7 protein-coding genes are annotated in these 19,711 nt (G+C 55.6%); 6 read left to right on the top strand and 1 reads right to left on the bottom strand.

Going from position 1 to position 19,711, the window contains the following annotated elements; genetic code table 11:
* The first annotated feature begins 469 nt into the window (after positions 1 to 469).
* A complete protein-coding gene (locus SV7mr_RS17050) occupies positions 470 to 2,365 on the top strand; it encodes a Xaa-Pro dipeptidyl-peptidase (protein ID WP_145274852.1) in 1,896 nt (631 codons plus the stop codon).
* A gap of 59 nt (positions 2,366 to 2,424) precedes the next feature.
* On the opposite strand, the gene SV7mr_RS17045 is transcribed toward SV7mr_RS17050, so the two are convergent.
* A complete protein-coding gene (locus tag SV7mr_RS17045; RefSeq protein WP_145274849.1) occupies positions 2,425 to 3,363 on the bottom strand; it encodes a metallophosphoesterase family protein in 939 nt (312 codons plus the stop codon).
* 571 nt (positions 3,364 to 3,934) lie between these two features.
* Between SV7mr_RS17045 and SV7mr_RS17040 the strand changes: the two genes are divergently transcribed.
* The 5 genes from SV7mr_RS17040 (at position 3,935) to SV7mr_RS17020 (ending at position 19,709) form a co-directional block, all read left to right on the top strand.
* Complete coding sequence (locus SV7mr_RS17040) at positions 3,935 to 5,551, top strand: DUF1254 domain-containing protein (RefSeq protein WP_145274846.1); 1,617 nt, start codon at positions 3,935 to 3,937, stop codon at positions 5,549 to 5,551.
* 66 nt (positions 5,552 to 5,617) lie between these two features.
* On the top strand, positions 5,618 to 7,141 hold the full coding sequence (locus tag SV7mr_RS17035; protein ID WP_419187516.1) for a DUF1214 domain-containing protein: 1,524 nt from the start codon (positions 5,618 to 5,620) through the stop codon (positions 7,139 to 7,141).
* A gap of 473 nt (positions 7,142 to 7,614) precedes the next feature.
* Complete coding sequence (locus SV7mr_RS17030; protein WP_419187515.1) at positions 7,615 to 12,888, top strand: hypothetical protein; 5,274 nt, start codon at positions 7,615 to 7,617, stop codon at positions 12,886 to 12,888.
* A 392-nt stretch (positions 12,889 to 13,280) separates the two neighbouring features.
* Positions 13,281 to 14,549: a hypothetical protein gene (locus SV7mr_RS17025; RefSeq protein WP_419187514.1), complete on the top strand. Its 1,269-nt coding sequence runs from the start codon at positions 13,281 to 13,283 to the stop codon at positions 14,547 to 14,549.
* 102 nt (positions 14,550 to 14,651) lie between these two features.
* The gene (locus tag SV7mr_RS17020; protein ID WP_145274835.1) at positions 14,652 to 19,709 is read left to right on the top strand and encodes a vWA domain-containing protein; all 5,058 of its coding nucleotides are present in this window, start codon (positions 14,652 to 14,654) and stop codon (positions 19,707 to 19,709) included.
* Positions 19,710 to 19,711: the final 2 nt, after the last annotated feature.

Raw genomic sequence — 19,711 nt, 5'->3', positions numbered from 1 at the left:
CTTGTTCGCGGCGATCTAAAATTTTGGATGCATCAGTCACGCTATTAAGCACTCAATCATAACCGAATGAAACGCTTTCGTTGGTCCATGAAACGAACCAGCAGCAGCGAAAGGGCCACGCAGGCAACGACGATGCCGCCGACCCCGATGGCATGTTGGCAGTCCGATGCCGTTGATCCATGAAGGCCAACGGTGGCGACGGCCGGGCCCAAGGGGCCAGCTGGTTTCCTGCTCGCCAAGGCTGTCGATCGCCGTGGCGGCTTGCTCGATCGAGTCAGCGAGCGTTTGCGGGGATGACGCCATTCGATCATTTGGTGGCGTCATTCTGGGACGACTGGATTCCGACGGAGGTTTCGTGGGCAATTTGGCAACAGTTTGTCTTTAATCGGCCGTCCTTGGTGCCTAAGCTAGGGGAGCAAAGACTTCACATCCGGCTCGACTCCACCCCTTCAGCCCATCCTTGGTATTCATGAAGAGACAGACAACGCCTCATCTTCGATTCGAACTCTCGCATTTCGTCGCCACGCTCGTTGCCGCACTGGGATTCAACGCACTGGCGTTAACTGAGGGGGCTGTTGCGGCAGAGCCTGCCGTGCCCGTTTTCAAAGACGGCGAAGCCCAGATCGTTCGAGCTTTCCAAGACCCCGATTTCTGGATCCGGGAAGACCTGTGGGTGGAAACGGAATTCGATTCCGACGGTGACAACAAGTTGGATCGAATGCACGTCAGTGTCACGCGTCCGCGACAAACGGAAAGCGAAGGACTGAAGTTGCCAGTGGTTTACGTTTCAAGTCCTTACTTCGCCGGGACGGGCATTAACGGCCAGGAGTATTTCTGGGATCCAAGGCATGAGCTGGGGGACACGCCGCCGGAGCGAAAGCACTTTCCAGCGGTGAAGCTGAAGGGCATGCGTCCGATCATTTCAAAGTCCCACACCAAGGACTGGGTGCCCCGCGGATACGTTGTCGTTCATTCTTCATCACCCGGGACTGGATTGTCACAAGGCTGCCCAACGGTCGGCGGTGACAACGAGTCACTTGCACCCAAGGCCGTGATCGACTGGCTTTGCGGTCGTGGCAAGGGCTTCAAGACACCTGACGGAGACCAGAGAGTGGTCGCGGACTGGTGCACGGGAAAAGTCGGCATGACGGGAACGTCCTATAACGGCACGATTCCTCTTGCCGCAGCAACCACCGGCGTCGAAGGACTCGAAGCAATCATTCCCGTCGCACCCAACACTTCTTATTACCATTACTATCGATCCAATGGCTTGATCCGGCATCCGTATGGGTACATGGGCGAGGACATCGACTTTCTATACGACTTCATCCACAGTGGTAACGAACCGCGGCGCAAGTATTGTGACTGCAACGTCCGTGATCTGGAAATGGCGAAAGGATTTGACCGCGAAAACGGGGACTACAACGACTTCTGGGCAGGCCGCGATTACCTGAACGACATCGAGCCGTTACGCGCCGCTGTTCTGATGGCACACGCCTTCAACGACTGGAACGTCGTTCCAGAGCACAGCGTGCGTATCTACGAAGCAGTGAAAGCGAAAAAGGTTCCAGCTCAGGTCTTCTTTCATCAGGGAGGGCACGGTGGGCCACCCCCGATGAAGATGATGAATCGCTGGTTCACGCGTTATCTGCACGGCGTTGAGAATGACGTCGAGAAGGACCCGCGTGCGTGGATTGTTCGTGAGCAAGATGCGCGTGACAAGCCAACGCCCTATGCCGATTACCCCAATCCCGATGCGTCACCGGTCACGTTCTACCTTTCTTCGGGAGCTCCTCAACGCGGCCAATTGACAACGGTTCCTGCAGAGAACCAAGGGACTGAAACGCTGGTCGATAACTTCTCTTTCAGTGGAGCCTCGCTGGCCAAGGCTGAATGGACGAACCATCGTCTGATTTATGTCACCCCAACGCTCACGCAACCCCTTCATCTCTCCGGCACACCCAGCATCTCGATAAAGCTCTCCAGCAACAAACCCGCAGCCAACCTTTCGGTCTGGCTCGTTTCATTGCCATGGGCTGATGGCAATCGGGCCAAGATCACCGACAACATCATCACTCGCGGGTGGGCCGATCCACAGAACTATCGATCGATTCGCGAAAGCGAGCCGCTTGAGCCTGGTAAGTTCTATGAAATGAAGTTCGATCTTCAGCCCGACGATCAGGTCATTGCAAAGGGCCAGCAAATTGGCCTGATGATTTTCTCCAGCGATCGTGACTTTACGCTTCATCCAAATCCCGGCACTGAACTAACCATCGATTTGGACGCCACCTCGTTTAGCTTGCCAATCGTCGGCGGCAAAAGTCAGTTTGCGAAGGCAATTGCCGAGTCAAAAGACGACGAATGATATCGCGTGCAGGACGGGCAACGCAGATTTTCGTTTACAGCGAACCACCACCGTGGTCGCTACTGTGAACGGGCGGTCGTGATCTTGCGGCCGCGAATCTGTGGTGTGACGAGTGACTCTGGAGGGCGATTCTTGCTCTCGAAATAGCCGAGCTCTTTCGGCGACTGCTCCTTCCACTCAGCATGCGATGCCTCCACGCGAAGGCTTGCTGATTCCGGATCAATCGTGACCGTTGTGAACAGCGACTTGGAGTAGTAAGCCATTCGCGTCTTTCCGCCGACCCAAAAATAGGAGGCCGAATTGAGATGCAAGTAAGAGACCCCATCAATCTGCACAAGCGAATCGACGTGACTGTGCCCATTGAAGCACGCAACCACCTTGGATCGGTGCTTGGCTAGCAGGCTTTGGATTTCTTTGGCGTTGTTAATGGCTGAGGTGCCGGCAAGCGGTTGATGGCTAAGGATCAGCACCGGCCGATCACTACTGCGGAGCTCTCGGTCCAGCCACTGCTTTTGGCGATCACCAATAAAAGACGGATACCCACCACGGTGCGTTGGTGAGCCAGTGTCATTGCCGTCCAAGACCAGGAGCCTGAGCCCTTGAACATCACGACGATAGAAGCTTGCTTGAATCCCCCACGCCGAATAGCAATCTGTGCGACCTAAGCCATGATCAAATTCATGATTACCGATGACATGAATCCGTTGTTCATGGGCGGCGTTAAATTTGTCAGCGAATGGCTGATGTTTCGCATTGGGATATGCGAAGTCACCCATTTGCACCAAGGCGTGGCACGGTTGCTTTTGCATCGCGGATAGAAAAGTATCCAGTCGCGCCATCGCATCAACAGCAAGCCCGCCATGAAGATCGGCAATCATTCCCAGTCTGATCGGCTGGCGCGGGCTCGTGGCAGCGGCTAATGCCTGGGATGCGATCACGGTGGTCGCGCAGGTCGCGCCTAGCGAATTCAACAGGTCACGTCTATCTAGCTTGCTCATCGTCGATGCTCCAACTTCCCAGTTCAAGTCTCCGTCCCTGTTTATCCATTTCAGTCAGTGCGTCGGACATCGTTGCAGGTCAGCCCTGTCATTCTCAGGTCACGCTCGTCACCTTCCCCCGGGGACTCATTCGATGAATGCGCTGTCCATTTCTCTGAGAGATCGTGACAAAAAGACCGTCAAGAGCCTGATTTGACACCGACCAAGATACCACACTGCGGTTTCGATCTCCAACCTCTTTCACCGCCGCATGGCGCGGGACGTCTCGCAAGCAGGCTTGCATCCCTTTGCGAACGAAGCGGCAGATGCCCCATGGCAATCAAGTCGGATTCCTGGATGTTCGCCCTCGGATTCGCCGCATTGCGGGCTAATCCTCGCCGAGTGCACTGGTCGGCCGGGATACACTGATAGACTTGCCGAAACGATCCAGACGCCAACGCAATCGAGACGAGGGCTGGCACTCAAGTGTTTCGGCCGGACTCCCAAGCTGGATTGATGACCGAAACGACGTTGCTCCAATGACTTCGATCGAACAGCTAGCGACCACAACCACGCACCACTGGAATTGTCGATGAACAGATTCTTCTATGCTTTAATCTCATTTGCGTTTGCATTGGCCATGCAGTCTGATGGTTATTCTCAAAATGCCCTCCCCGGGGAAATCACAACGCCAGATCATCTTCAGTCGAATCTTGGCGACCTGGATTTCAACGATGGCTATCCCACTGTCGAGACGGCTCAGAAGGTACACGATGAACTCGATTACCTTCATGGGGTGGAGGCGTTTATGAATTCGATTCAGGGTGTGTCACTCTATGCACTGAGAAAAGGCCTAGGGGATGTGGGAATTAGGGACGGGGATTTCTTCTATACATCGAAGTTGCTGGATTCCAATTCACTGCTTCTAACGGCCAATGCGGACACGGTGTATTTCTGGGGCAATCTGGATCTCAGTTCGGGACCGCTGGTCGTGGAAACGCCTCCGATGGTCCTGGGCATCTTTGATGACTTTTGGTTCCGGTGGGTCGGCGATTTTGGGCTCGCCGGTCCGGACAAGGGGCAGGGGGGAACGTTTCTGCTGGTTGGTCCTGGTTATGACGGGCCTCTCCCTGAAGGTGGCTACTTTGTTCGTAAGTCACGGACGAACCACGTTACAATGTTGTTTCGGGCATTTCTGGAGAACAACGACCCGGGGCCTCCCATCGCGCGGACGAAAGAAGCCTTGAAAATCTATCCCTATCAACCGGGTGGCTTTGGCAACAGCGTTGCGAGTTACTTAGCAGGCGATGCTCCGCTGAGCAAAACGATGCCAGAGCGAACCACGCCGCGCTTCGTCGAAGGATCAGGACTCGTGCTCAATACGGTAGCACCCAACGACTTCGGTCACTTTGAAATGCTTCATGAACTTGTGCAAATGGAACCTGCTGAGGCGTTGGATCCCGAACTTGCTGGTCAGTTTGCGGCGATCGGCATTGTCAAGGGAAAGACGTTTGCCCCCGATGCGCGGATGAGGAAGATTCTGGAGAAGGCGGCCGTGGTTGGCAATGCCGCCTCACGCACCCTTGGTATGGGAGCGCATCCGACCGATCGCTGGCGTTTCTACGAAGATTCATCGGCGTGGTGGAACATGTTATTCGAGGGTGGCTACCAATTTATGAACCCGCCGCCAGAGATCTTGGCCGATGGTAGCGTGAAACAAACGCCTAATCGAGGTGCACGCCGAATCCATTCGCGGACGGGATTCTTTTACACGGCAACCGGGATCACTCCTGCGATGTGCATGTACCTGACCAATGTTGGGTCGCAGTACCTGATCGCCAACCTCGATTCAAAGGGTGTCCCCTTTGATGGTGCGAAGACCTACCGAGTGGAGCTTCCTAAAGACATCCCCGCGGCGCGTTTCTGGTCATTCACCGTGTATGACAACCAGTCCCGATCGATGCTGCAGACGCCGCAAAAGTACCCGCGTGCTGGTAGTCAGAGTTATCCCAGTCCAGCGGCGAAATTGAACGCGGACGGTTCGACAACGATTTACTTCGCACCCAAACAGCCCGCTGGAGTCGACCGAGGCAACTGGATTCAGACTGATCCAGACAAGGGCTGGTTCGTCATCCTCCGACTCTACAGCCCACTGAAATCCTTCTTCGACAAGACCTGGCGCCCCAGTGAGATTGAGCTGGTCAAATAAAGCCTGTGCCGCAACGCCAACGAATCTGACGCTCGCATGCAATTCTACACAACACCGGATCTGACAATGAAGTTTCGATTCTTAGCAATGTTCCGTGCATCGGCAACACTGCTTGTCATGGCAGTTCTTGTAGCGCCGGCGGCGTCTGCGCAAGACACTGCGCTGCCCGCGGGGACAAGCTTTGATCAAACCAACGGCGTTCTGATGCGAGCTCGTGCGGTTGAAGACATTGAATACAAAATCATGGTCCAGCGTGCTACTCAAGCAGCGATCTATTACATGCCAGCGGCTTGCATGGTGGACTTTGTCAAGGGAATCCGGCGTGACTTGGGAGGCGATCTGAACGATGTGGTTTATCTGAACGAGCCGTTGGGCTCAGACGACGGCTTTCTAACCGCCAACGATGTAACGGCCTATTGCTGGTCATCACTGTCTTCAGAGCAGGGGCCGATCGTCGTTGAAGTTCCTGCTGCCACGGATAAGGTGAGCTATTTCGGCAGCATCTTGAATGCATGGTCACAGCCCATCGAAGACGTTGGGCCAGCCGGTCGCGACAAAGGCAACGGCGGGAGGTACCTGCTGTTGCCTCCCGGATACGACGGAGACAAAACGAAAGCCGAGCTAGAAGAAGAAGGTTACTTTGTCTATCAAACGGATACGTACGAGTACGGGTTCTCCTTCCGCCCACGGCTTTACGGTGACGCGACGGATAAGGATGCCGGAGACTACGCCAAACGGGTCAAAATCTACTCTCTGGTCGAGGCCTCTGATCCGCCAGCGACCAAGCATCTTGATGCAACGGAGAAAAGCTACAACTGTCTTCCATACTACAACGACACGTTCTTTGAAGACATTGATCATGTCGTACAAAACAATCCGATTCGCACGCAAGACAAGGCAATGGTCTCGCTTCTCAAAGACCTGGGTATCGAGAAAGGCAAAGCCTTCGAGCCCACTGAACGGCAAAGGAAAGCCATCAATGAAGGTCTGCTGCTTGCCTATGCCTCCATGCAGAACTACTTTGTCACGCCCGGCAAGTGCATGGAGCCTCTGTGGAAGGACAAAGACGGGAATCCAAAAGTCCAGTGGATGTTCTGGTTGTTCGCCCCGGGGCAACCCGAAGCCGGATTCAGCCATGAGACTGAAACGGAAGTGCTGGTCGATGACAGGGCGGCCAAGTACTTCTATGTCACCTATTTGCCAAAATACCTTGGAGGCGGGACCTTCTACCTGACCGGATTGTTCGACTCCGATGGCAATCAACTGGACGGCAAGTCCACCTACAAGCTAAACGTCCCCAAAGACACGCCGGCCAAGGACTTCTGGTCGGTGATTGTTTACAGCATGGAAACCAAGAACTTTGTACGGGACGCTCCACGCGTGGGCCTTTCCTCCCGCAATACAGAGACCATGCAGGCAAACAGCGACGGATCCTATGATGTCTACTTCGCGCCGACGGCGCCCGAGGGCAAGGAGGCCAATTGGATTCCCACCGGAGAAGATTTCTTTCTGCTATTTCGACTTTATGGTCCCCAGAGCAAGACGTTTTACAAGACTTGGATGCTGGGTGACTTGGAAAAGATTCAGTAGTGTCCCTCTGATGATTGAAGCTTGAAAGAAAGTTAGCAAGAGCTGCGCGTTTGCTTCCAAATTTGAAAGCAAACGCGCAAGCAGTGAGAGATCTCTGTCACGTGAAATGCTTCCAGCCCGGTCGGGAGCTGCAAGTCAATTGGTGCGTGCAAGCACGGCAGTGATCGCTCTGCGCGATTTGCTGATCCGTTGCAATGGGCGAAGCGTGTTCATGCTGGGGCTTGATGGGGTTGGCTTGTGATGGTTGGATGGATCGTTCACCTTCACGATCCGTTTCTGATTGCAAGTCTTTCAAATGTTCGCAAGCTGAGCGTTAGCCCTGCATGGTTGGCCGCGTCATGATGGCCTGATTGCTAATCGGAATAATTGGAATTGTCTCTCCGGTCGCGGAGTTTTAACCCCGGGTGGTCGAAGTACAGAGGTATCAAACACAACATTGTGACACGGACGTCCAATTCCTTAGTTGCCACCCAATGCAGTCTTCGCAACATCAACCCTGGCGATCTTCTTCGAAGCAGCGCCAACAAGCGCAAATGGCTCGCGGCTTTCGTCGCACCATGATTGTTGCCGCGCTAGGCTTGCTATCGGTGTTGCTGCTCTTCATGCTGTTTCCACCCTTCTTTTCTCCGGAAACGCATCTCGTTCTGATTGGATCGCGAGCAGATGATGGATTGAACCTGCCGCCTCTTCCTTTTGTCGCCGAAGACTTAGAGGCCTTGGCGGAGATTCCCGAGGTAGTTGCCACTGATCACAGTGAGGCTTGGTCTTCGGCTGCCACTGCCAAGCAGCTTGGTCGTTATCTGGAAGAGTCCGGACTTTCCGCTCGTGAGCAGCTGATCCTTTACGTCAACGCTCACACCATCGCAGTTGATGGCAAAGTCTTCTTGATTTGTGACAACTTTGATCTGCGTTCTCCCGAACTGGGGCGAGTCTCGATTCAGAGTTTCTTGCAGCAAGTGCGCCAAGTGCCCGCGAAACGAAAGTTGATTGTTCTGAACGCCGGTTCGGTGGTCAGTGACTCGCGATTGGGAGTTGTTGACAACGATTTCACCATGGCGTTAAGTGCTGCGGTGCAGGCCACACAGGACGCTTCACTGTGGTTGTACGTGTCGCATCAAGACAACGAGCAATCGTATCCAAGCCCATCCGCAAACCGCAGTGTGTTTGGGATGTTTGTTTCAGCGGGTTTGCAAGGGGCGGCTGATCTAAATGGCGATCGCCAGGTTCAGCTCAGTGAATTGGTGGCCTTTACGTCGGCCAATACATCGAATTGGGTGCGTCAGGCGAGCGATCGGCAGGCCCGACAAACACCTCGACTTTTCTGGGGCGGTGGTGAGAAGCTGACCAGCAATCCAACCTTGATTTCACTCTATGAGACCGATGCGCCACTGACGGTGGCCTCGCTGATCGGCCTCTCTCCCGCCGGCGATGCAGCCGGTTTCCATGGTGCTTCGGGAACGATGCAGGGCGTGCTCAATCGGCACCGATCCGCTCATGCGTCTGGGGCTACCCAAACAGCTGGGGCTAAGCCTACCGGGGCAACGACTACCGCGGCATCGGAATCAGGTGGCGATTCCGATGCCGCGGTTGCCAATGATCAAGAGGGTGAATCAGGAAAGGCGGCGTCTGCCGCCGGTGGCGGAGAGGTCTCTGCCGAGTCACTGGCCGATCAACGATTCAATCAGTATCTCAAAGACCGGCAGCAGGCATTGGCGAACTTGCAGTCCGCTTGGGAGGAACGGGATCAGGCGGAACGGTTGTTCCAGCCTCTGTCACCGATTCATCACCCGATCGAAGCCGCGCCGCACTTGTGGAACGAGTTGCAAGCCGAGCTGCTGAAGCTGGAAGAGGAACTCGCTGGCGGACAGGCTTATCGTCCCGAAAACGTTGATGGCGTCCTCGAGAAAATCACCAAAGCGAAGTCTGCTCCCGCAGACGATCCCGCCGCTGCAAGCAAGCAGCCAGAAAACCAGTTGCCCGCATTGTTGGATGAGCCACTCAATGGATCGCAACTTGCCATGCTGCGCGAGTTGCGTCAATCGGCCTCCAGCATGGCCTTGATCGAGCTGCTGGATGAGATTCCTGGTGTCAAGCAACCCTCAACGCTTAAGCCCGCCGCGCCAGGCGGAGGCAATCGCTTGGAAAGTTTGCGTGTCACGCTTTCGGCTGCTGATGCAAAGCCTCTGCAGCAATGGTTTAAGACCAAGTCCAAGCCGAGTGATGTCGCCCTTCGCGATCTGGTCTATCTGCGCAAGCTTGCGGCAAGCGACATCGACTGGCGATTGATCCAGCGGAGCGCACGCTGCTGTTTATTGGGCGAGCGACTGGCAGCGCTCGATTTGGTTTCTCCCGGCTGGGTGCGTGATCACGTTGAACGTGCGGACCAGTTGCGTTTCTTTGCCGAACAACTGTTGCTGGATCAAATTGGTATCGACTGGGAAATTCGGAGTGAAGAACTCCTGTCTCATGCATCGCGACTTTACCGGGACGCGGAAGCGGAACTGGTAACGATTCGAAACGCGCAGTGGGCCTTGCAGCAAACGCTTAGCAAAGTGCCGAGCTACCTGACTTGGTACACCGAATCATCGGATCACTTGGCCAAGGCGAGAGCGTACCAGCAATTGCAGGCATTGTTGGCCAGCATGAATCAAGCCTCGCAGTTGCTGTCCCATCCCGCCCAGGGACACGCCGATGCCTTGGCTGGTTTGACGCGCGAGCTGAATGAATCCGTGGCGATGATCGAACAGTTCTGTGGAAGCAAGCCACTGCAACGCCTCAACGGTCGGCCGCCTCAACCTGGCGATACCACCAACGCGCTGACACTGTTGGCATCGCCGGTTGGCGATGGCGTTGATCGAACGCGGGTGCGGATGGAGATGCCAACTCGGTCGCACCAGCTGGCGTCAGCCTTTCAATTGGCGAATGTTTCACCGCAGGACGGCTCACTGAAACACCTGCAGGCGAGCACTGAGCTTCAGCCTGGAGCAGCCGATGAGTTGCAACGCTGGCAACAACGCGCCGAATTGATTGCCGCCTGGATGAAATTGGGGATGCCGTATCACGTCCAGCAATCCGATGAATCACCGGTGGTGATTGCAATCAAGGATGCTGAGCAGGCGTTGCAGCGGTTTCACGAAGCCAGGAAAACGTCTGACAAAGAGGCCGGGCGTCGTGAGATCACGCAAATCATGGCAGGCTTTGAACGCGCTGTGGGACAGTTCTACAGTGCCATGATCCCCGGCATCGAGCTGTCCCTGCTGGCGACTTCAGAGGCTGATCGTGTGGCAGCGACGAGGCTGCTGGGCATGCTGGATCCTCGCGACGCGTTTCAATTGTCAGAGCTTGATGTGGATTCGCTGTTGCTTCGGTCCCGAGTGGCGTCGACCAGCCAATGGCAACAGCGACGCACCAATCAATGGCTTGCCTTCCATGCCTTGCCACTGGCGGATCCGAACGACACCGCCGTGGAAACGAAGTTTGCGACGGCCAGTCCGCTGAAGGTCACCGTGAGCGGGAAAATTGATCTGCGCTATCAAGACGATCAGGTCGTTGACGTCAGCCTTTACAATCCATCACAACAGTCTCGCACTGTCAGTGTTTCCGTTGAGTACCAGCAGCAGTTGTTGCGTTTGCAGATGGATTCAACGTTCGCGTGGACAGCGGGAGTTTCGCAGTTCGGTTCGCGTCGCATGACGCAGTTGGACATTCCTGCGGGAGAAACCGTTGAGATTCCGTTGCAAGTTCGTCGCCAGCCCGGGGCTTCCGCATCCAGTACGTTTATCTTTGATGTCTTTGATCAGTCCACATTGGAGTTGTCGTCTGCTGCGCCCACTGTGCTGCTTCATCGCTCACGATTGCCCGTTGAAATGCCGGTCGCTGAATTGGTTGCTGTGCAAGGGCAACGCCAAGCCATGTCGGGCGGGCAGGGGCTGACGTGGAAACCCTATCCCAACCGTGTTGCTGATTTTAAGCTTGGTGTGACCAACCGGTCGGGAATCGAGAAAAACATCAAGGTCGCCTGTTATCCACTTAGCGGTCCGATTAGCCAACAGATGTGGGACGAACCCGTCGACGCGTTCTTGGGCATCAAGCCGCTGACGGAGTTCAAGGTCGTCGCCAGTGGCGATGGTCAAGTGGCATTCGCCAAATTGGCGGAAGCGGAAACGCCGCCGAAGCCTGCCAAGGATGCCAGCGCAGCTAAAGCGGATTCCAGCGCAGCCAAAGCCGAGCCCAGCGACAGCAATGCCCAGCGGCCTCCATCGACAGCAATGCCCAGCGGCATGGCGGTCGTGTTAACCGATCTGGAATCGGGCGAGTCAACCTTGCGGCCGATCACGTTTGCCGTGCAGCGACCAAGACGATTTGTCCGCCCGCGTGTTGGCTATGATGTCATCAATCAGCGGATTCGGGTGGACGTTCAGCCGATCAACGTCAAGCAGCTTCCGCTGGGGAAGCCTGTCGAAGTCTCTTGTGAACTGGCCAATGATTTCGGTGGCAGAGCACAAGGCAAAATGCGTGGTCAGTTGATTGGATCGCCTCAGCGGGCCAGCATGTTCATCAACATGCCTTCGCCACCACCGCAGGTTGCCCGCGTGCACTTGAACGTCGACGGTTATCCTCGCGCGTTCATCTATGATGTGGCTTGCAATGAACCCAGCAACGATGTGCCTGAAGTCAAGTCGTTGATGAGCATCCAAATTGATGGCGCCGCAAAAGGGCGGACGATCAAGTCTGGTTTAATGGGAGCCGCAGACGCAATCGATTTGAACCTGAAGATCGATGCACCGATCGGATCGTTCGAGCATCGCATTGGCGGACTCGATCAGCAGGCTGACGAAGTCGAGCTTGGCTTGGATCTGGAAAAATCAGGTCAGCCCGCCCCGGGGACGATTGTGCGTCTGAATTCAGACCGCCAGGTCCGAGTTGGCTTTGTAAAAGCCAAGCCAGACGGGACGATCACGTTGGACACTGAAGTGGCCGACGCCTCGGTTTCACTGACCACCAAGCGGTTGGAGAACTTGGAAGTCGACGTGACATCGCGGTTGACAGTGAACGGAGTTTCCAAGGCGTTCCCAAATGCAACTGTCATGATTGATACCGCCGCGCCGATCGTCGGGCCAGTCAATCGCACCGATGGTCTGAGCTTTGCCGGTGTCAATCAAGAGCTTGACTTCGAAGTTTGGGCCTGGGACGAAGCTGCATCGGTGACAGAAGTCATTGCAGCGTTTGACGTCGATGGCAGCGGCGAATTTCCCGAAGCGGGACCGACGTTCTCTGCGTCGCAGATCCAAGGTCGTCGTTGGTCACTGAGCGTGCCCGTTGGTGCAAAGTCTGGTACCAAGCGTCTGTTGGTCAAAGGCATCGATGCGGTTGGCAACGAAAGTGATCCCATTGGCGTCGAGATCGAAGTGGTCTCTCTGGAGCAGCAAGAGCAGCTTGTTGAAGGTCAGACGGTGACGTTGATCGGCAAAGTCTTATTGCGTGAAAAGACGGTCTCCGGTGCTCAGTTGTTGTTGGTTGAAGTGGCCGATCCAGCGGTTCCCCCGGCGCAGCCAACCGCACCTGGGAAAGTCTTTCGAGCTGTGTCAGGCCCCGAAGGCAATTTTGCCTTGAACGACGTGCCTCCCGGAGCCTACAAGCTGGCCTCGCGCGGCGTGGTTCGTAATAAGGTCCACCGCACGGAACTGCCGGTGGTTGTTGAAGTCGGGCCGAAACGTCAGCAACGCACTGATGTGGTGTTGCCTTAGACGAATCATCCGTCACTGGTGTTCGTGTTTTGATCGGGCCAACGGCCTGTCTCTTTTGCCGCATCTGATCGCCACAGATGCGTGATCAGGCAACGCTGCTGTCAGCTGGGTTTGCTGTCAGCTGGGTTTGCCTCTGTTCCCTTTGCTGGTTGGGGAATGAGTTTCACGCGTTTCACGGCCTGCTTTCTAAGTGCTCTTCGGTCTGTCATGCCGGAATATGACGGATAACCATTACAGTTTCCGCAGTTTATTTAAGAGGTACGATTGGAATGACCGATACGAAGAACACGGATTGCCCTCGCGCCAGAACCACCGTCTGAGTGCTGCGCGGCATCCAATGGCACATTGATAATCAGAGTCACGCAAACAACTTGCCCCAAACTTAATTAGCCATGAAGTTTCAAGGCCTTCGAATGAACACGTCTCGCTCAACCATCGCAGCATGCTGGATGCCAGCAACTTTGCTGTTGTTGTTTGCAGGGTGTGCTTCCGTCCCCAAGACTCCCGCGGCACCCGCTGCGCCCACTAGCGCTGCGGCGGGGGCGACGACGATTGTCGCTGTCGCGGCTCCAGCTGCTCCGTCGATAACCTTGCCTCAGTTTTTGGGACTGGATAAAGCGCTTGGCGGAGTGTGCACGCTTGCGGATCGCCTTCGCAATCGTTTGGGAACGTATTTCCCAGGGCTAGAGGCCAAGCCACCTGTGCTGGCCCTCACCGACCCGGCAAACAGCGGACCCGATGCTAGCCCCGCGGTCCAGGCGGCAGCCGCTGCCAAAGCTGAAGAAGACCAAGCGGCACAAAAGGCGAAAGCGATCAAGTACTTGGCCAGTAAAGGATGTGGCGAGTGTTTTCCAGACACCGAAGCAGCCTTGCATGCGGCGCTGGATGACTGCGCAGAGGTGATTCGTTACGAAACCGTCAAAGGGCTTCGTGGTTCGACCGGCGGCAAGTGCAATTGTTGCCGCGAGAACAGTTGCTGTAGTCCCAAACTGCTCAAGAAATTGTATGACCTCGCCTATGAGCGAGACGACTCAGGTTGTTTCGTGGAATCTTCCGCACGCGTTCGACGCAATGCACGGCTGGTCATCTGCCAGTGCGGCGGAGTGCCTCCACTGGATCCGCAAAGGGGACCACTGGAAGGTCCTGGCGGTGGACCAGACCCGGTGCCAACGGTTGCAGTGGACGGATCGCTGGACGAGCCGTTCTCGATTAACGCTCTGTATGGCGACGCACCGAGTGAATTGGCGGAAACGCAGATTCCCTTCAACATGAGTGCGTTGCTTGGACCGGGACCGTTCGAGAGTCCATCATCGGCGGACTCTGCCACAGAAAGTGGGACGCTAGGATCGGTTGCCGATCAAGCAGGATTAACCGTTGGGCAAATGGTCCGACAATCCGCTGCCCAGCAGGCTCCCGTCGACGAGGTTAGTTTGCCGTTCGCCAACGCCAGTGTGGCGGGGCAAACCCCAAGCGAATTGAGTCAAGCCAGTGCCTTGACCACTGACAGAGCGGCCGTTCGCCGCGCGTCTGGTTTTGGTGTTCCAACGATGCCCGCCGGCCAGGTCAAAACGATTGGGTTTGTCTTACCCAAAATCAACGAAGAAAACGCCGTCGTCCCCGCTGCCACTGAGGCAGAGATCCCCTTGCCCGTGCTTCCCTAGCCGTCAGCAACGTTTCCAGCAAGTGGATGACGTGACGTCGTCGGAATTCACTTGATTTCGGGCAAGGTCTCCCACGCAGTCATCTCGATCACCGACAGCACAATGTCAACTGCCAAAACAACAGCGAAAACCAATCAAGCAAAGCAACGCAATCTCTGGCGTGGCGAGTCCAGCGCCATTGAGACGATCTTGGCGTTGATCAGTTGGGGCTTTCGCAAATCACTGTGGGGACTGCTAACCATAAGTGCGTTGGGTTTGTTTGCCTGGCTGGTGTGGTTGTTGTTGCTGGCACCCAAGTTGACCAATGTGGTTGTGCTGAGCGCGGCGCCGTATCAGTGGCCGTTGCCACCGAATGCTTACACGGCCGAAGAACTGGCGAATTTTGACACCTTGCATGGGGAGACTGTGGACCTGAGCGGCCTGAATGATGCCATCTTCAGTGCCGATGATTTTCTGCAAGTCTTGCAGCGCCAAATCGAACTGCTCGATCAGGCCAGAAACCCGCCCGCCATGATCGTTTGGATCTCGATGCATGGCGTGGCTCAACCGGGACAGGAAGCGTTTTTGGTCCCGCCAGCGGCTTCGCCGATTGATTCCAAGACTTGGCTGCCGGTCAAATCCGTGATCGAAACACTGCAGTCGGTGCCGTCCAGCCGCAAGGTCATGGTGGTGCTGGATTGCAATCGGATGGACCGAAATTGGAACATCGGATTATTGGAAAATCAATTTTCGAAGCAGGTCAGTCAGCTGGTCAATGACATGCAAGCAGCGTCACAGTGGCCTGACAACGTTTCGGTTGTCTTGTCCGCTGATACGGGCCAAACCAATCATGTCTCGCATGCTCTCAATGGAACTTCGTTTGGTCACTACTTGCAACTGGGGCTGGCGGGAGCCGCTGACCTGTTTGAGAACGGCGGTGACGGCAACGGTTGGGTCAGTCGCGGCGAGCTGCAGACGTTCCTCGGAAGCCAGTTAAATCGCTGGTCGCTACAATCCCGAGGTGTAGAACAGAATTCGGTTTGGTTAGGAAGTGAACGTGATTTTCGGGTGGTTCGTTGCCTGAATGACGAAACCTTGCGCAAGCACTTGATCGATCGCCAAGTCAGCAAACTCTATTCGCCGTCGATTGATTCAGACTCCTTAGATCAGTTGTGGAGTCAATTGGAACGGTTGCGACAACGGCGTCTTTACCAGCAGGATCCGGTCGCATTCCGCTCGCTTGAACATCAGCTGATTTGGCTGGAACAGTTGACCAGCGCCGGGACGGCGTACCGGCGATTGGCAAAGCAAGTCGTTGATGCGACGACACAACAGTTTGATCTGATTGAAGGTCGATACGATGCCCTGTTGTCCCAGCCCGGACTGGTTTCGCAGAGTCAGGTTTTGGGCCAGGAGCCGATTGAACTGCCGGACACGTTGCATGTTCATAGCCTGCCGCTAGCGCAGTATTTAGGGACTCAGTCGTATCGTTCGGCGAATGAGTTGGTCGATCAAGTGGATTCGCTGGCGACATCATCGGACGCCGGGACGCTGGCCAACGCTGTTGGGCAGTTCACTCAGCGAGCCAGTGATCAGTACACCGTTGGCCACTGGTTGCGTATGTGGAAACGATACAATTCACCGGCACTGATTGCCGATGGCGGTCCAATGGCTCGTCTTAGCCAAGCGACTTTGCAGAGCCAGCGTTTGTCGGTGCCAAAGTCAACGGACGTTGGGCACGCACCTTTTCGCCTTCATCGTTGGGCGAACGCGGGCTTGGACTTGACCGATCCAAAACGCCGGCAGACTCAGGACGCGATCTGGAAATGGCAGGCGATTGATGTTGATCGAGTCCGTCAGTATGAAGCGGAACTGAGCACCGTAAGCGAGACGTTGGATTCGCTGGTCGAGTCATTGGCTCAGTGTGATGCGGGACTGGCCGGACTGCCGTACCATGCACAATGGGAAACTGATCCGCGTCGGTATTTGAGTCCGACCGAACAAGTTTCCATTGAAGCCGATGTCCTGAAAGGATCATTGCAGCAGGTGCTTGCTGTTAGCGATCAGCTGAACGGCCCCTCGTTGAAACAGGTGGAATCGTTGCAGCAGTTCGAAGCGACGGTGGACTCGATCGCCGACCAAGTGGCGAATCAGGTGCAGCCTGGTGTCGAGAAACGCCAACGCGACCTGGAAACCCAGGCGATGCGGTTCTTGAGGCTTTCCCAAGGCAATGACAATCGGGTCATCGGGGAACTCCAAGCCTTGCTAGATCACCCTTTGTTGCGTTGGAATCTACGTCGCGACGTGCGTGAGGCTCTGCCCAGTCTGCAAGCTCGGATTGAAGCCAGCGAAACAATCGATCAGGAAGATGGCGATGCGACTCCGCAAAGGCCCGACCGTTCACAATGGGTGCAAGTTGAACAGGCACTGCTGGTTGAAATCCTGGGCGTTGCGAATGAGCCCGCAGAGAGTCAGCAGGCAACCAATCCCCTGCTGACACACATTCAACAGGTGAATGAACAGTTGGCCATGATCGCCCAGGCGGATCGTTTGGAACGACGGCAAGAGCTTGGCGATGCGATGATCAAACGTGTTCGCACCGCCGCTGCGATCACCACCAGCGGCTACCAACGTGATCCCGTGCGGACACAGTTAATGTGTGAGTTACAGGCCAGCCTGATTTGGAACGCCGATCGAGCGAAAGACGATTTTTGGGGAGCAGCAGGTCAGTCGGAACCCTTCTACTTGTTGGCGTCCCGAGATTACCTGAACGCAGCAACGTTGCTGGACTCATTCTCTGGGACTTCGGTGCAAGAAATTGTGCAGCGACAACAGGCGTTGCAAGAGCTCCCCTCGCGACAGGATCAGTTGGTCCAGACCGCGGTGGATTCCGTCGTGCAGTTGGACCCCAAGGATCCGATCGCCTCGCAGATGAAGATGTCTGCTAGTGGGACGTGGTTGGAATCTGATGGGGCCAGCGAACAGTCCAGCGGTGATGCAACGATGATGTTGTTCGATGGACGAAGCCGGTTGCCGTTCGTCTCGGTGCTGCCTAGTGAACAGGTTTCGGCCGCCAGCAAAGATGTATCGGCGGACCTGTTGTTGGCTTCCGACCTGCCGTCGCTGGCGGGGCCCGTGTCAACGCTGTGGATGTATCGCGGACATGAATCGCAGCTAATCATTGATCCTCAGGTACTGGGCGGTCGCACCATTGTCTCGGACTACGATCGACGCACCTACAGTGACGTTTCGGTGGCCGGGCCTCATGACAAATTGTCCGTCGTCTTTGTGCTGGATTGTTCGCAGAGCATGAAGGAAATGATTGTCGGGATGATGTCCGAGGAGGCACCGAATGGAGACGCTCCAGCAGGCGGTCCCCCAGCAGGCAGTGAAGCACAGGCGCCACCGACCAAGATGGAAATCGCCAAGAGTGCTTTGGAGGAACTGTTGTTCACTCTCGCCCTGCGCCAGAAAACTCGGGTCGGCGTGCTTGCGTTTGGGCATCGCATTGGCTGGTCAGTCAGGGACCCCGGTCAACGGATGATCCGTCCCGGATTCAGTGGCGTTTTGGATCCGGCCATTGTTCCCAGTCAGGACGTGGATCAGATCCTGCGATTGAATGACTACAACCTAGAGCTTGCGAAGTCGATTCTTCCCACGGTTTCCAAAGTGGAACCCTGGGGGCAATCACCGCTGTACTTGTCCGTCGCCGAGGCGTTGAAGCAATTTTCAGCGGCGGACAAACGATCAGACTGCCATGTGATCGTGATCACTGATGGTGCCAATTACCAATACATTCCCGACGGCAGCACCGGTGTTCAACAGACGACAGCGGTGGACGCAATGAACGTCTGGAAACAGGCTCAGGTTCCCGTTCATATCCTGGGGCTGGAGATGAATCGTGCAGCCACCGGTGACGCGCAATTGCGAGAGCTGATTGCCGAGTTCGATCAATTCAGTCAAGCCACCGGCGGTCGTTTTCAAGCCTTGCAAAAGGCAACGGATCTCAATCAAGCGCTGCGGCAATTGCTGTTGCCCGGTGAATATCAAATCAGCTCGGCGACCAATGCTGCCGTTCCCGATTTGACTGGTGTGCTGGGGAATATGTTGCGAGTGTCACCCATTGATGTCCCACGCAGCCCGTTTGACGTTCGCTATCTGGGCAAGTCTTACGTGGATCAGTCACAGCCTTCGAACCTGTTGCGACTAGCCGATGAACGGATTGAGCTCGATGGCGGCGAGATGTTGCAGTTGTATCTGAATGCCAGCGGTGACGAGGTCTTTGCGTTCCCGTACGATCAAAACGTTGCGGGACAGGATTGGCTGGTGGATCTGGATGGCAATCGAACCACTGTCTTGACTCGAATCCATCAGGCTCAGCGTGACGCCGCCGGAGACGTCTTGGTGCCGATTTCTTGGCAACAAGCCGATGCCGTTGAACGCACCGAGCGAGATGCCAAGGCCCAGCAATTCCGGTTTACGTTTCGGCCGAAACGTGTTTGGATCGAAGTCCAGCCATTGGATAATAACGAGCGTCCCGTGGGACAGCCTTACACCTACGTTGACAGCGCATTTGTCGCACAGCAGCCCGTGCCGTTGCTGCATCTGCATGCACCCGCTTGGCCAGAGCAAGGCAGCGCTGCAGAGGTCAAAGTGTGGTCCATGGCCGAACCATTTGGCGATGTGTTTTCTCTGCTGCCCCCGAATTCGGCGCCACAAGACGAGCCATTGCCGCCGCCGGTTGATCCTGAGTCCGCTCCGGAATCATGGCGTTATTCCGTTGATGAACAACTGGCAAAACCGGTCACCGTCAGCGAAGGCATTCAGCTGTGGCAAGACAAAACAGCCAACGAGCCCTTGGAGACCGAAGATGGCAAGTTGCTTCATCGTCAGCGGTTTGTGTTGAAGGTGTTTGGTCGTGATGACGTAAACGTCAACGAATTCAAGGTTGATGTTGACAGTGATGAATCCGTCCAGCCGGTTCGCGTTGATCGTCGCTATGACCAGCAAAAGGGGCTGGCAACGCATACGTTCTACTTTGATTCACCGACGGGCAAAGTCGCCTCAAGCGTTGAACTGACCAACAAAGCCTATCAGATCAAGGGCACGCGACGACTCTCCGGGACGGGCATTCGAGTGCCTGTACCAAGTGTTGGCGGGTTATTGCCTGCGAGCAACTGACG

The sequence above is a fragment of the Stieleria bergensis genome, from assembly GCA_007745635.1.
GTDB classification, from domain to species: domain Bacteria; phylum Planctomycetota; class Planctomycetia; order Pirellulales; family Pirellulaceae; genus Stieleria; species Stieleria bergensis.
Note: the sequence above shows the minus strand (reverse complement) of the source record. Positions and strands in the feature narration are given on the sequence as shown.

Bases quoted from the DNA above. Each gene is read 5' to 3' on its own strand.
- SV7mr_RS17050 (WP_145274852.1), top strand. From the start codon at position 470: ATGAAGAGACAGACAACGCCTCATCTTCGATTCGAACTCTCGCATTTC.
- SV7mr_RS17045 (WP_145274849.1), bottom strand. From the start codon at position 3,363: ATGAGCAAGCTAGATAGACGTGACCTGTTGAATTCGCTAGGCGCGACC.
- SV7mr_RS17040 (WP_145274846.1), top strand. From the start codon at position 3,935: ATGAACAGATTCTTCTATGCTTTAATCTCATTTGCGTTTGCATTGGCC.
- SV7mr_RS17035 (WP_419187516.1), top strand. From the start codon at position 5,618: ATGAAGTTTCGATTCTTAGCAATGTTCCGTGCATCGGCAACACTGCTT.
- SV7mr_RS17030 (WP_419187515.1), top strand. From the start codon at position 7,615: ATGCAGTCTTCGCAACATCAACCCTGGCGATCTTCTTCGAAGCAGCGC.
- SV7mr_RS17025 (WP_419187514.1), top strand. From the start codon at position 13,281: ATGAAGTTTCAAGGCCTTCGAATGAACACGTCTCGCTCAACCATCGCA.
- SV7mr_RS17020 (WP_145274835.1), top strand. From the start codon at position 14,652: ATGTCAACTGCCAAAACAACAGCGAAAACCAATCAAGCAAAGCAACGC.